This is a genomic window from Mesorhizobium sp. M2C.T.Ca.TU.002.02.1.1 (assembly GCF_003997225.1).
Genome location: NZ_RZTO01000053.1, coordinates 1 through 14242, shown reverse-complemented (window position 1 = coordinate 14242; position 14242 = coordinate 1). Strand labels below are relative to the sequence as shown.

Here is a 14242-nt window from a genome sequence, read left to right as displayed (position 1 = left end):
GCGCCTGGCCGATCGAAGTGCGGCCGCCGCTGGATTGTACCTCGACATGCAGCACATAGTCGCCCATGCGCAGCCGCATGCCGCTTTGCAGTCGCGTCGACCTGCCGGTGCCGAGCGGGCTGTCGGAATCGTCGATGAACAATCCGCTGCTCGACGTGTCGGTGACGTAGTAGCCGTCGCGGCCGCCGCTGATCTTGCAGTGCGCCCGCGAGACGAACATGTCCGGGTCGTCGATCTGCCATCCGGCATCGGCGCTGCGGCCGATCACCAGCTCGCCCTCGTCCAGCCGGGTCTGCCTGACCACTTGCGAGCGCGGACCCTGTTCGAGCGTCAGCAGCAGGCTCATGCGGCCGCCTCCGCCATGTCCGGCCGCCAGCCGACGATGGTGCGCAGCCTGAGATCGTCGGCGTCTCCCTTTTCGGCGGGGCGTGAAAGCCAGGAGGTCCGGCCGAGCTGGATGGTTCCCATTTTCGGCGCAGGCACCGCGTCGCGCGCCAGCACGATCCTGAGATCGACGTCGAGCGCTTCGCCGATCATGTCGCGCACCGCCTTCTTGAACAAGGCAAGGCGCCGTTCGCCGGGCAGGAACGACTTGAAGTCGTCGAGGCTGAGCGGGCCGACGCGCAACTCGATCCGGCTCTGCCGGCTGAAGACGCGCGGGCCGATCGTCGCGCCGCCGCCGAGCGACGCATAGGCCTTGCCGATGCGGCTCTGCAGCGCCTTCGGAATGGTGATCCAGGCGGCGACGAATTCCTTGATCTCAACCGGCACCTTGAAAGCGGTGGCGAGGAACAGCGTCAGCCGCTCGGCGCCGTCGACCTGATTGGCCAGCGATCCGGCCTGGCGCAGCCGCACCGTGTCGAGCTCCGGATCCTGCGTGCCGGGAAGGCCGATGCCCGCCATGGCTTCCAGCATGGCGCGCACGCGCCCGCCGACCGAACGTTCGACCTGCACCGCCGGATGCGCGTCCGCCCATGCGCGGTAATAGAGCGCGATCATGCGGTGTTGCAGGATGTTGACGAAGTCGACGAAGGTCGTGTCGCTGGTCTGCTCGGCATCGGCGCCGGTGAACCAGCGCTGCGACAGCCGGTCGAGCACCCAGCGCGTCAGATGCAGCGGCATCGGCCCTTCCGGCCCGAGCAGGCCGAGATTGGCGACGGTCACCCGCGCCGGAGCCTTGTCCCCGGCATCCTGGAACTTGACGACATCCCGGGCCGAGAAGCTCAGCCGCACATGCTGGCCAAGCCTTGCCGGCTCGCGCTCCGCGGTTCCGGAGTGCCCGAACAGTCCGCGCCGCTGCTCCAGGCGACGCAGCAGCTCGAAGAAATCGTAGCCCTCCGACAGCGGGTCGGCCGCTGGCGTTGCGGGCGCCGCTAGATCAGGTAGCGATTGCCGGGCGTCATCGGCCATGGCACATCCTCCTGCTTCTGCAGAAGCCGCGTACGCGTCCGCACGAAACCGTTTATCCCGGCATGGCGGGCGAACAGCCGCGCCAACAAGGCTGAGAGCAGCAGCGTGCTCTGGCCCGCCAGGACCGACTGGTCGACATGCAGCGTCACCTCCGTGCCGCGCCCGAAACACATCGGCCCGTCGATCTTCAGCCGCTCGATCACCGGGCGCGAGTCGATGCGGGTGATCGAATGCACGTTACGGGCAAGGCTCGGATCGCCGCGATCGGCGTAGAGGTCGAGCAAGGCATGCAGCGGATCGACGCCGCGGCCTTCCTTGGCGAGGCTGAGGAAATTGAGCGAGAGCTGCGCCACCAGCCGCCAGGCGAGATTATCGGCGCGGGATTCGCCTTCGGCGCCCGCCGGCAGCGCTGCCGGGATCGCCGGCTGCGGCGGCCGCAGCGCGCCGAGCAGCCGCACCGCTTCCACCGGATCGGCGGTCTCCAGCGTCAGCGTCGGCGTGTCGTCCAGGATCGGCAGGTCGCGGTTGGTGCAGAGCGCCATGACGTCAAGCCGCTTGAGCGGCCGGTTCGCCGGGCTTCCCGCTGGGCGCGAGACCGCGATAAAGACGTCGTCGCCGGTATAGGAGGTGCGGGTCAGGCCGTCGCGCCGCTCGTCCTCCGTCGGCCGGCGCGGGCGCCGCTCCGTCGAGTAGACCCAGCCGCTGCCGCGGTTCTGCCCGAGGCTGAACAATTCGGGAATGACCGCTTCGCTGCCTTCGGCGTCGGCGTCCTCGACCCGGGTGACGCGGAAGATCTCGAAGTCGCGCGCCCGGGTGCGATCGGCATGCAGGACCTGCCGGGTCCGGCGCGGATCGATCTCGATGACGTTGCACTCGCGTTCGAAGAGATTGATGATCGGCGTTGCGAACAGCTCGAAATCGGCCGGCGTCACATCGGCGAGCTCCGGCACCGGCCGCCGGAACAGAAAGATGATCTCCATTCCCCCATCGCACTTGCGCACCACCGCCTGCAGGCCGGCGACCCGCACATAGTGGAAGCGCTCGGGGATCATGAAATATTCGCGCAGCAGCCGGTATCCCTCGAAGGTCGGCCGGGTGCGCGGCATCAGCGCTTCGTCGTCGTGGATCCCGATCATTTCGGGCTCGGGCAGCGCCGTGAGCGGATTGGTCTTGCCTTCCGCCCGCGCGCCGACGGCCGAGCAGGCGCCGAAGATCGCGTCGAAGAGGAGCGGCGCCTTGGTGCGCCCGGCAAAATAGAGGTCGAGACGGTCGAGCGACAATTCGCTGAGCTTGCCTTTTCCGGTTCGCGCGAACGCGATGCGGAACGCCGCTTCGCCGCGCACGCCGCCGACCGGCGCGATGCCGGCGGCGGCCAGCGCGCTGCGGTCCTGGAAATAGCTGACCGAAGTGATCGCGATCGGCCACAGCGTGACCTCTTGCGCGGTGGTGAAGGTCGAGCGTGTCGACAACCCCGGATGCAGGCCCGAGACCAGCCGCGTGCCGCGCGCGACGGCGTGGCCGGCGATCATCGACTGCACCTGCTGTCCGGGTTTCAGCACGGCCATCGCCGTCGCCGGCGCCGGCGTCACCAGGTCCGGATAGAGCACGTCGAGCACCGCGCGCGAGAAGCGCGAGCGCTCGGCGTCGACCTTGAGCCGGGTGCGCGCGGCAAGGAAGGCAACGCCGTCGAGCAGCCGTTCGACATAGGGATCGGGGCAGGGGACGGTGTCGAGGGAAAGGTTGCGCGCGACCGCCGGATGCATGTCGGCGAATTCCGCGGCCAGCGCCCGGATATGGGTCAGTTCCTCTTCGTAATACTCCACGAAGACCCGATCCATCTCAGGTCTCCCGGAATTCGGTTCGCGCCAGGCCGTTGTCGAGATTGATCGTGGTGCGCAGCCGCATGCGTTCCGGCGTCGGCGTCATGATCAGCACGGCGTCGATCTCGATCTTGAGGCCGACGCTCTTGTCGCCGAGCGTGACGTTGACGGTCGTCGCGCTTTCCTTGAGACGCGGCTCGAAGGTGGCGAGCACCGCGCGGATCTCGCGCGCCAGGGTATCGCGGTCGAAATCCCGCGACGAACGGCCCGAAAAGGACGGCACACCATAGTTGACGACGCTGCGGCGCACTTCCGGAAAGTCGGCGAGCGGCGGCAATTCGTCCAGGGGCTGCTCATGTTCGGCATCGGAAAGCATCGGTACGGACTCGAAACGCTCGGTGTTGAACAGGGCCTCGATGTCGCGCCGGACCGCTTCCCTGAGCACCCGCGCCGACACCACCACGCCGCGGTTTTCGATTTCGGCGCGATGCTCGGTCTGGAAGACCAGCCGGTGCAGTCGCCGTTTCTGTTCGGGCGTCAATTCCGCATCGGCATCGATGACACGCGCGCTGCCGGCAAGAAGAGCCTCGACGCGCTCGGCGCCGAGTTCTTCTTCCAGCAGACGGCGCAGCCCGTCGATCTCCGACGTCAGCCCGGGCAAATCGTTGACGAGGCGATCCCAGAGGGAGGGCTGGACCGCCTCGCGTTTTGCCCGGGAGCTGCCGGCCAGCTGCGCTTTCGCGCCAGGCCGTTTGGCCTCACTTGCCGACATAGACGTCCATTTCGATCTCGTCGTCCTTGTCGTAGACGAACTTGATCTTCTTGTAGGCGAAGCTGACCTCTTCCTCGATCAGGTCCGCCTCGTCACGGGCCTGCCGCATGTCGTATTCCATGATCGAGGCATCGGTGAGCGTGACGACCAGATAGTCGCTGGTCTCGCCGTCGATGGTGCGGCGTGCCGAAAACACCACCTCGTCCAGCGCCTTGTTCTCGAACAGGGCCTTCTTCAGGTAGGGCGACGACTTGTCGTAATGCTTGAAGAATTTGATCATTCCCATCGACACGCGGCCGCGCCGCGAGAGGGAATTCGGGTCATAGGGCGCGATCATCTTGTAATCGACGCCATGGATCTCGATCTCGTCCTCATGGCCGTCGCGCTTGCTCGGGCCCTTGATGTCCGGGACTTTCAGGAAGCCGTCGATCTTCATCGAAGGCGCATCGGTTCTGTCTGGCATTGTCTTTCTCCACCGCTACGAAACAAGATGACTTTACGATTTCAGCCCTTCACCGACGGCAGTTCCGACACCAGCCGGAGCGAGGCGTTGATGCCTTCCAGCTGGTAGTGCGGACGCAGATAGAAACGGGCATTGTAGTAACCGGGCCGGCCTTCGACGCTGTCGACTTGGACCTCGGCGGCGGCAAGCGGACGCTTGGCGCGCGCCTTGTCGTCGGCAAAGGCTGGATTGGCCAGCACGTACCGGTTGATCCATTCGGTCAACCAGATCTCCATGTCGGTGCGTTCCTTGAACGAGCCGATCTTGTCGCGCGCGATCGCCTTGAGGTAGTGCGCGAAGCGCGAGACCGGGAAGAGGTAGGGCAGGTTGGCGCTGAGCCGCTCGTTCGACTGCGCGTCCGGATCGACCAGGCGTCCGGCGCGCGTCTCGTCGTCCTGCAGCGAATGCGCGCCGATGAAGGCCGCAAGGTCGGTGTTCTTGCGGTGCAGGATCGGCATCAGCCCGAGCTTCGCCAGCTCCGCCTCGCGCCGGTCGTCGATGGCGACTTCGGTCGGGCATTTCATCGCGATCGAGCCGTCGTCGGTCGGGAAGGCGTGCACCGGCAGGTTGAGCACCGTGCCGCCATTCTCGACGCCGCGGATCTGCGTGCCCCAGCCATAGAGCTTGTGGCTGCGGTTGATGTTGACGCCCATCGGGAAGGCGGCGTTCATCCAGACATATTTGTTGTGGTCGCCGCCGACCTCTTCCTCGAAGGTGAAGCCCTTCACCGGAACGGTTTCCGAGCCGTAGGGCAGGCGCGCCAGCACGCGCGGCATGGTCAGCCCGATGTAGCGGGCATCCTCGCTTTCGCGCAGTGACTGCCATGAGGCATAGGCCGGGTTGTTGACGATCATCTGCAGGTCCTGCGGGTTCGGCAGTTCCTGCCAGCTGTCCATGCGGAACAGCCGCGGCGAGGCGGCGGCGATGAACGGCGTATGCGCCGAGGCGCAGACGCCGGAGATGTTGCGCAGCAGGCCGACGTCGCGCGGGTGGTTCGAGAACTCGTAGGCGCCGATGATGCAGCCGATCGGCTCGCCGCCCAGCATCGAATACTCGTCCGTGTAGACCTTCTTGAAGATCGGGCTCTGGTCCCACATCTGGCCTTCATAGTCTTCCAGCGTGTCGGCCAGCTGCTCCTTGGAGATGTTCATCACCCGGATCTTCAGCTTGGTATCCGTCTCGGTGTTGTTGATCAGGTACCAAAGGCCGCGCCAGGTGCCTTCCATCTCGCGCACTTCCGGCGCATGCAGGATTTCGTTGACCTGGGTCGTCAGCATCTTGTCGATGCCGGCGATCAGCGACTTGATCGACTTGATCGCGTTGGACGAGATGGTCGTGGTCTCGGAGCGCGATTGCGCGGCCAAGGCCAGGTTGCGCACCAGTTGCTGCAGCTTCTCGCTGTCGTCCTTCTTGACCTTGAAATCCTTTTCAAGGAGGCCGCTGAATTCGCCGAGATCGATGGCTTCCGCCTCGGCGGTGGCGGCTGCGGTCTTTTGCTGTTCGGCCATGACTTACTCCTCGCCCTTGCCGTCATCCATCGCCTGGCTGGCGATCTTGCTCAGCAGCGGCTCGTTGTTCAGAAGCTGCGCGATGCGCTTTTCGGCGTCGACGCGGCCGTCCATGAAGCCCAGCAGCTCCTCGAGCTGCCGGCGCATCTTCAGGATCTCGGCCAGTTGCGGGACCTGCTCGGCGATCTTGTCCGGCGCGAAATCGCCCATCTTGGAGAAGGTGAGGTCGATGGCGAGCTCTTCGTCCCGCTCCTGGCCCTCGGCCTGCGGCAGGGTGTTCTTCACCCGCGCCTTCACGCGTGGCCCCATCGCTTCCATGAACTTCGGGAAGCGGTTGGCGTCGGTCTCTACGAAGTTGCGGTCGAGGACCGACTTCGACGCCTCCTTGGTCTGCGACGCGCCGGCAAGGTCGGCCATCACGGCCATGACGAACGGCAGTTCGATCGTCGTCGGGCTGCCGTAGGTTTCGACGTCGTAGGCGATCTGCACGCGCGGCGCGCGGTTTCTTTCGATGACCTTCGCTTTGCTCTCTGCTGGCATGCTGGTTACCTTTCATCCTTCTGGGCCGGCTTCTTGGGATCGGCGACACCGGCAAGCAGCCGGAATTCCTTCAGCCCCGAGGGGGCGAGATCTTCCATCAGTTCCACGAAATCCATGTGCACCATCCGGCGCACGCGCCGGGCGAGATGCGGGATGGGGCTGGACGGCTCGGTACGGTCATAGAAGGCGACGACGAGGTCGAGGCATTTGACGACTTCGTCGCGCGAGTTGATCCGGTCCGGTAGACCGGCGCTCGCTTCCACGGGGCTTGCCACACTTGCCATCGTCTCGGCTCCATGACCGTTGCGGGCGGGCGTTGCTGGCTCCGCTGCCGCCTGCGGAGCGGGCTTCGCGGCGCCGTTGGCCGTCGCGCCGGCACCGGAATTCCGCTCCAGCGTCGTCAGCAAACGCTGCAGGAACTTCTTCAATTCCGGAACGGTGGCGCCATGGCCTTCGATGCGGGCGTTGAGCGCGGCGTCCACGGCGTCGAGGGCGGCGATCGCGGCACGCGCGTCGGCCAGCAGCGACGTCATCGCCTCGCCGGCCTGATCGATTTGCGCCGCGCATCCGGCGCGCACCCGGTTCAGCAACTGGTTGTGCGCGCTTACCAATGCCGCCTTCTCGGCGGCGTTCAATCCCGAGGCCGCTTCCTGCAGCATGACGCGCTCGTCGAGCGCGCCCTGTTCCAGGTCGCGTCCGCTGATCGGCCCGACCTGGCGCGGCGAGAAGAAGACGGTTCCACGCAGGTTCGCCAGCAGGCCTTCCTGGGCATTCTGGAGATCGAGCAGCGCGTTGATGCGGCGCAAGGCGGCGTCGCGCGGCGGCGCGTTCGCCCGCAATGCCGGATGCATCGTGTCCCAATGCTGGTCGAAGGTCCTGGCGATGAGCGTCAGGCCCTGGGCGAGGCCGGCCAGCCCTTCTTCGTTGGCTAAGGCCCGTGCGACGATGACCAGCAGGCGCAGGTCCCGGCCGCGGGAGCGCAGCTCGTCGGCGCTTTCGAGCACCGCCGTCCAGTCGACCGGACTGGACTGCGATGTGGGCTTGCCGTTGCCGTCATGGACAACTTTGAGCTGAGGTTCGGTCAGGCGCTCCAGCTCGTGAAAGGCCGGGTCGTTACGCAAGTCCTCTCCCGACGGATTCTCACCGTTCAGAGGATTCAGCCAGAGTGCGAGATCAATCACACTAACCCCCAGCCAGCGGCCCTGAGACCCCTATGTGACGTAACGTTACCACTGGCCTCATGCGACGACAATTGAGCATCTGCGCAAAAACTAACGGAAGCTAAACGCGACCGTTCTCTTCGGCGAAACCCATTGCGCGATTGCCGGGCCCGGTATGTGAAATGGCTCGCATAGCCCGGACAGCAATCGTGTTTGTTGGCCACGAGTTTGCAAGGCTTGTGTAACCGGGCGGTGCCGCCCGGATAGGTCCAAACGCCTTATCCGTCACACGGCTTTGTCAAGCAGCCGCTTATATGGCAGGGTACGGTCGGCAGATTGCGGGAGCAGGTTCGATGGAACAGCGCCGGTCATCGCAGAGCTTCAAGCGTAAGGAACTGGTCGCCAAGCTCAACGCCACGGGGGTGCGCGCCTTCAAGGCCGCGGCCGACACCGCCAAGCTGCGCGGCAATCCCTATGTCGAGCTTGCCCATTTCATCCAGCAGTTGGTGCTGTCCGAGCGCTCGGATGTGCAGATGATCGTCGCCGACGCCGGACTGGATGTCAGCCGGCTGACGGCCGACATGACGCGCGCCATCGACAAGCTGCCCTATGGCGCCACCTCGGTGGAGGAATTCTCCGACCATATCTTCCACGCCATCCAGGAGGGCTGGAACCTGGCGACGCTGGAATTCGGCGTCGAAGAGGTGCGCAGCGCCCATATCCTGCTTGCCTGCCTGAAGACGCCGGCGCTGGAAGGCCTGGTGTCCAAGATCAGCGCGGAGTTCGACAAGATCGACGCCGACGGTGTCATTTCCCGCTTCGCCGATGTCACCGAAGGCTCGCTCGAAGCCGGCTCACCTCCTGCCGCCGCTGCTGCCGAGACGCCGATGAAGCGCGGTCCGGGCGGGGATTCGGCTTTAGCCAAGTACGCTACAGATCTCACCCAGCGCGCCCGCGACGGCAAGATCGATCCGGTGGTCGGCCGCGATCCGGAGATCAGGCAGATCGTCGACATCCTGATGCGACGCCGGCAAAACAACCCGATCCTGACCGGCGAGGCCGGCGTCGGCAAGACGGCGGTCGTCGAGGGTTTTGCGCTGCGCATCGCCCAGGGCGACGTGCCGCCGACACTGCAGAATGTCAGCGTCCGCATGCTCGATGTCGGGCTGATGCAGGCAGGCGCCAGCGTCAAGGGCGAGTTCGAGAAGCGGCTGAAGGCGGTGATCGACGAGGTCCAGGCCTCAGAGGTGCCGATCATCCTGTTTATCGACGAGGCGCATACGCTGATCGGCGCCGGCGGCGCGGCCGGGACCGGCGACGCGGCCAATCTCTTGAAGCCGGCGCTGGCGCGCGGCGAGCTCCGCACCATCGCCGCTACGACCTGGGCCGAGTACAAGCAGCATATCGAGAAGGACCCGGCGCTCACCCGTCGCTTCCAGGTGGTCAAGATCGATGAGCCCTCGGAAGCGGTGGCCGTGCTGATGCTGCGCGGCGTCGCGGGGGTCTTGGAGCAGCACCACAAGGTGCAGATCCTGGACGAAGCGATCGAGGCGGCGGTTTCGCTTTCGCACCGCTATATCCCGGCCAGGCAATTGCCGGACAAAGCGGTCAGCCTGCTCGACACCGCCTGCGCGCGCGTCGCGGTCTCGCAGCATGCGACGCCGGCCGAAGTCGAGGATATCCTGCGCCGCCGCCAGGCGCTCGAAGTGGAGAGCGGCATCATCGGCCGCGAGGCGGCGATCGGCATCGACGTCGCCGACCGTCAGGCCCGTGTCGATGCCGGGCTGGCGGAAACCGAGACAAGTCTGGCCGCAGCCCAGGCGCGCTGGGACCGGGAAAAAGCGCTGGTGAGCGAGATACTCGACCTGCGCGCCAAACTACGCGGCGAAGGCGTGCCGCTCGACGAGGCGGCGGGCGAAGAGGCCGCTGCGGAGACGGCGAGTGCGGAGGGCGCGGCAAAGGCGCCCGAGCAAAAGCTCCCCGAAAGCAAGATCGGCGAGAGCAAGGCTGACGAGACCAAGAAGGCCAAAGCCTCCAAAGCCAAGGCGGCCAAGGCTGCGAAGGCCGAAGCAGCGACCGCCGAGCCCGAGGATGAAGCCGCCGCCGACCTCGCGCGGCTGCGCGAACTGATGGCCGAACTTGCCGCGGCGCAAGGCGAGACGCCGCTCATCCTGCCGTCGGTCGACCGCAACGCGATCGCCGCCGTGGTGCAGGATTGGACCGGTATCCCGACCGGGCGCATGCTCTCCAGCCAGACCGAGAAGGCGCTCAAGCTCGCCGCCACCCTGTCAGAGCGCGTGGTCGGCCAGGACCACGCGATGGAGATGATCGCCCGGCGCGTGCAGACCAGCCGCGCCGGCCTCGGCGCGCCGGAAAAGCCGGTCGGCGTCTTCCTGCTTTGCGGTCCCTCCGGCGTCGGCAAGACCGAAACCGCGCTGGCGCTGGCCGAGACGCTCTATGGCGGCGAGCAAAACCTGATCTCGATCAACATGTCGGAGTTCCAGGAAGCGCACACCGTCTCGACGCTGAAGGGCGCGCCGCCCGGTTATGTCGGCTACGGCAAGGGCGGCATCCTGACCGAGGCGGTGCGCAGGAAGCCCTATTCGGTGATCCTGCTCGACGAGGTCGAGAAGGCGCACCCCGACGTGCACGAGATCTTCTTCCAGGTCTTCGACAAGGGCATGATGGACGACAGCGAAGGCCGCCGGATCGACTTCAAGAACACGCTGATCCTGCTCACCTCGAATGTCGGCTCCGACGTCATCATGGATCGCACGAAGAACGGCACGGTGCGGACCGGCATCGACGATCTCGACACCGCGCTGCGCGCCCCGCTGCTGAAGGTCTTCCCGGCCGCCTTCCTCGGTCGCGTGGTGACCATTCCCTACTATCCGCTGTCGGACACGATGATCGAGGCGATCGCCCGGCATCAGTTCGGCAAGATCGCCAAGCGCCTCAAGGCCACGAACGACGCCGAGCTGGTGATCGGCGACGGCGTGATGGATCTGGTCAAGGCGCGCTGCACCGAAATCGAATCCGGCGGCCGCATGATCGACGCCATCCTCACCAACACGCTGCTGCCGGAACTCAGCCGCGGCGTGCTCAACCGCTCGCTCGAGGGCAAGAAGATGGCGAAAGTCACCGTGGAGGCGTCGCCGGAAGGATTTACCTACTCGTTCGAATAGAGCTCGATTGAGGTCACTGTCCTCTTCGCCGACTGTAGGGAGTGAGGGCGCCGTCGCATTGATGTCATTGAGCGCATGGACGACCGACGCTGGGGATCGTGCTTCACGAGAACACGGTCGTAGATCGATTACTGCTCCTTCTTGAACAAATCCTGGAAGATGAGTTGGCCCCAGGCGCGGCCGTGCGCGTGCACCAGCGCGCCACCCTCGTTGAGCTTCCCCAGCTTGACGGGTGCGAACCCGAGTTGTTTGGCCAAGGCCGCAACGGGGGCGATCGCGTCCTCGTCGTCGCTCGACAGAAAGACGACCCTGTGCCCGCCCTCGACGATAGGATCGGCAGCCAGGGTGGCCGCAACCAGGTGATTGAACCCTTTGACAAGCTTGGCGCCGGTGAACGCCTTCGCGACGAAGGCGGAGGATGGGAGACCGTCCAGCTCCTCAGGGACTGGAAACGCGTTCGTGGCGTCGATGATCGTCTTGCCTTCCCAGTTCGGCAGTGCCTTCGCAACCTCGCGATGCTCCCCGAACGGGACCGCCAGGATGATCGTGTCGGCCTCGAGTGCTTCCCGCAGCGACTTGGCGACGACCGTGGGGCCAATCTCCCGAGCCTGAGGCGCCAACGCCTCTGGCGGCCGGCGGCTCGCGATGGTCACGTCGATGTTTTTGCGGGCGAAGGCGCGGGCAAGGGCCTGGCCTATCTTACCGAATCCTACAATTGCGTAGCTCATAATTGTTTCTCCGATCCATGTTGATGTTGATTCCCCGGCCTTCAATGGCGCTGGGTTATCTGTTCCGCTGTGTGGCGACCTTTGCGTAGACGTCCCGTCATGAACGACTTCCGCGCAGGCGGGCCGGCCATTCAGCGTGGAAGTCGTTTCGCCATGCGCTATTCCCGGCGATCAGGCGCGATTTCAGATGGCCGAGAAGCCGCCGTCGACAGACAGCTCCACTCCGTTCACGAAGCTGGAATCGTCAGAAGCAAGAAACACCGCGGCCGCCGCAATTTCCTCAGGACGCCCCATCTTTCCCCGCGGGATCAGGGATTCGAACATCCGCTTCGCCTCCTCGGTGAGAACTTGGTCCTGCATCGGTGTGGCGATCGGCCCCGGGTGCAGCACGTTCACCCGGATATTCCTGCCCTTCAGCTCGTTGAGCCAGCCGCGTGCGAATGCGTGCAACGCCGCCTTGCTCGCCGCATACACACTGTAACCAGGAAAACCCTTCACCGAGGCAACTGATCCGGTCATGAAGATCGATCCGCCATCGTTGAACAGCGGCAGCGCCTTTTGCACCGTGAACAGCGTGCCGCGCGTATTCAGGCCGAAGGTCGCATCGAAATGCTGCTCGGTAATCTCGCCCAGTGGGACGGCCTCGCCCGTGCCGGCGCTGGCGTACAGCACGTCGATCTTGCCCTTTTCCCGCTTGACGGTGTCGAACAGACGGTCGAGGTCGTCGAGATTGGCCGCGTCGCCGCGCACGCCGGTCACGTTCCGGCCAATCAGCCTGACGGCCTCGTCGAGCGCCTCCTGCCTCCGGCCGGTGATGAAAGCATAGGCGCCTTCCTCGACGAACCGCTTGGCGCTCGCCAGCGCCATGCCGCTCGATCCGCCCGTGATGACTGCAACCTTACCGTCCAACTTTCCCATGACTTCCTTCCAGGCTCCATCCTTGGTCGTTCGGGGTAACTCCCGAGACCCTCAACATGGGGCGGCCGGAGTCAGGCGTTGAGTGTGGAAGCGTGCATATCGGTGGTGCGAAATCGATCCGGCTGGACGATTGACGCCAGCGACGACGATCGGCGTCCGCTCTTCGGAATTAAGCCGCGCTTGTCGGCGCAGGCTATGATGACCACCCGTTCTGCTGTTAGATGCGGGCTTTGGAAGGCGCGCCGCGCGGTGCCGGATTGCACCATGATCGACTGGCCATGATCGACTGGGATGACGTTCGCTACTTTCTTGCCGTCGCGCGCGGAGGCTCGGTGCGCGCTGCCGCCGGGCGCCTCGGAGTGAATCACTCGACCGTGCTGCGACGCATCGCTCAGCTCGAGGAACGCCTCGGGGCCCACATGTTCGAAAAGCTGCCTTCGGGCTACCGCCTGACGGCCGCGGGCGAGGAGGTCCTCGAGCTCGCGAACCAGATGGAAGCGTCGTCGCATCAGCTGGAGACGCGCGTCTTCGGGCGTGACCAGAGCGTGCGCGGGCTTCTGCGGGTGACGTTGGCGCCGCCCCTCGCGACACACCTGCTCATGCGGGACTTCGCCGATTTCGCGCGTCTGCATCCGGACATCGAGATGGAAATCCTGTCGTCCGGCGAGCTGGCAAATCTGACCAACCGGGAGGCCGACGTTGCAATCCGCGTCGTCTACGATCGCAAAACCCTTCCGCTCAATCTTCATGGTCTGAAGGGACCGGAGGTGTTCGGCGGCGTCTACATGTCTCGCGATCGACTAGCCGCATGGCATGCGGGCGCACCTGATCCCATCCGGTGGATCGTCATAAGCATTCATGGAGTTCCGGACTGGGCTCGCGAGGGCGAGGTTCGCACCACGGGGGTTCCGTTCAGGACGACGGACGGCGAGGCGCAGATCGCTGCAGTGCGGCAAGGGCTCGGGATCACGACGCTGCCGTGCTTCGTGGGCGATGCCGACCCCTTGCTGGTCAGGGTGCAGGGCACCGACCTGCACATGTACGGAACGCTCTGGCTTCTTACGCAGGGAGAAACACGCAAGACCAAGCGCGTGCGGCTCTTCGCCGAGTTCGTATCCCGCAGGCTCGCCGCCTACGCGCCGCTTCTCGCGGGGCTGTCCCCATCGCCGGACTGACGCGCGGCGGGTCGCCGATGGCGCCGTCTCGGGCGCCCGCAAAGTCGCGTATGGCGAGACCGGCCAATGTCGTCGCTCGATCTGCGTAGTCCCCCAATGTGGTGAGGGAACGACGCCCTCAGATCGACCAGAGCGCGCCGCCGTCGCAGGCGACGGCCTGGCCGGTGATGTAGGAGGCGCGGTCGGAGGCTAGGAAGGCTGCCAGCGCCGCGAACTCCTCGGGACGGCCGATGCGCCTGGCGGGTATCGCCTGGCTCACCTTTTCCAGGTCGAGCTTCGCATCCGCCAGCCTCTCGGTCAGCGTATAGCCCGGCATCAGCGCGTTGAAGGTGATGCCGTTGGCTCCTTCTTCCTTGCTCAGCGTGTTGATCAGTCCGTGGATGCCGGCGCGCAGCGAGTTGGAGAGCGCGAAGCGGTTGATCGGCTCCTTCGCGGCGATGGAGGTCACGAACAGCACGCGGCCCCATTTCTTCTCGCGCATCGAAGGCAGCACCGCCCGCACGATCTCCACCGCGCTCATGAAC

General features: G+C 65.4%; 13 protein-coding genes. 2 read left to right on the top strand and 11 right to left on the bottom strand.

Features of this window, described 5'->3' with window-relative positions; all coding sequences use genetic code 11:
• From EOD07_RS04945 to tssA, 8 genes are all read right to left on the bottom strand, one after another.
• On the bottom strand, positions 1–346 hold a 346-nt coding region (locus EOD07_RS04945), incomplete at its 3' end, for an FHA domain-containing protein (protein WP_127234191.1).
• The gene (gene tssG / locus EOD07_RS04940; protein WP_127234190.1) at positions 343–1410 is read right to left on the bottom strand and encodes a type VI secretion system baseplate subunit TssG; all 1068 of its coding nucleotides are present in this window, start codon (positions 1408–1410) and stop codon (positions 343–345) included. The genes EOD07_RS04945 and tssG, both read right to left, overlap by 4 nt.
• Complete coding sequence (tssF, locus tag EOD07_RS04935; RefSeq protein ID WP_127234189.1) at positions 1374–3248, bottom strand: type VI secretion system baseplate subunit TssF; 1875 nt, start codon at positions 3246–3248, stop codon at positions 1374–1376. The genes tssG and tssF overlap by 37 nt, the downstream gene beginning before the upstream one ends.
• A gap of 1 nt (position 3249) precedes the next feature.
• Complete coding sequence (gene tssE / locus EOD07_RS04930; protein ID WP_127234188.1) at positions 3250–4002, bottom strand: type VI secretion system baseplate subunit TssE; 753 nt, start codon at positions 4000–4002, stop codon at positions 3250–3252.
• Positions 3989–4438 carry an Hcp family type VI secretion system effector gene (locus EOD07_RS04925; RefSeq protein ID WP_164772067.1) on the bottom strand — a complete coding sequence of 150 codons (450 nt, stop codon included), beginning with the start codon at positions 4436–4438 and terminating at the stop codon, positions 3989–3991. Before EOD07_RS04925 ends, tssE begins: the two co-directional genes overlap by 14 nt.
• A gap of 68 nt (positions 4439–4506) precedes the next feature.
• Positions 4507–6012 (bottom strand): type VI secretion system contractile sheath large subunit, encoded by a 1506-nt coding sequence (gene tssC / locus EOD07_RS04920; RefSeq protein WP_010910844.1) that lies wholly within the window; start codon positions 6010–6012, stop codon positions 4507–4509.
• Positions 6013–6015: 3 nt separating this feature from the next.
• Positions 6016–6552, bottom strand: coding sequence for a type VI secretion system contractile sheath small subunit (gene tssB, locus EOD07_RS04915; protein ID WP_040985731.1), 537 nt, complete (start codon positions 6550–6552; stop codon positions 6016–6018).
• Positions 6553–6557: 5 nt separating this feature from the next.
• Complete coding sequence (gene tssA, locus EOD07_RS04910) at positions 6558–7733, bottom strand: type VI secretion system protein TssA (protein WP_127234187.1); 1176 nt, start codon at positions 7731–7733, stop codon at positions 6558–6560.
• 332 nt (positions 7734–8065) lie between these two features.
• On the opposite strand from tssA, the gene tssH reads away from it, so the two are divergent.
• Positions 8066–10897, top strand: a complete 2832-nt coding sequence (tssH, locus tag EOD07_RS04905) for a type VI secretion system ATPase TssH (RefSeq protein ID WP_127234186.1) — start codon at positions 8066–8068, stop codon at positions 10895–10897.
• 128 nt (positions 10898–11025) lie between these two features.
• Here tssH and EOD07_RS04900 read toward each other — a convergent pair whose 3' ends face one another.
• Both EOD07_RS04900 and EOD07_RS04895 read right to left on the bottom strand, forming a co-directional pair.
• A complete protein-coding gene (locus tag EOD07_RS04900) occupies positions 11026–11625 on the bottom strand; it encodes an NADPH-dependent F420 reductase (protein WP_127234185.1) in 600 nt (199 codons plus the stop codon).
• Between the two features lie 183 nt (positions 11626–11808).
• Positions 11809–12543, bottom strand: coding sequence for an SDR family oxidoreductase (locus EOD07_RS04895; RefSeq protein WP_127234184.1), 735 nt, complete (start codon positions 12541–12543; stop codon positions 11809–11811).
• Between the two features lie 278 nt (positions 12544–12821).
• Between EOD07_RS04895 and EOD07_RS04890 the strand changes: the two genes are divergently transcribed.
• The gene (locus EOD07_RS04890) at positions 12822–13718 is read left to right on the top strand and encodes a LysR family transcriptional regulator (protein WP_127234183.1); all 897 of its coding nucleotides are present in this window, start codon (positions 12822–12824) and stop codon (positions 13716–13718) included.
• A gap of 118 nt (positions 13719–13836) precedes the next feature.
• On the opposite strand, the gene EOD07_RS04885 is transcribed toward EOD07_RS04890, so the two are convergent.
• On the bottom strand, positions 13837–14242 hold a 406-nt coding region (locus EOD07_RS04885; RefSeq protein WP_127234182.1), incomplete at its 5' end, for an SDR family oxidoreductase.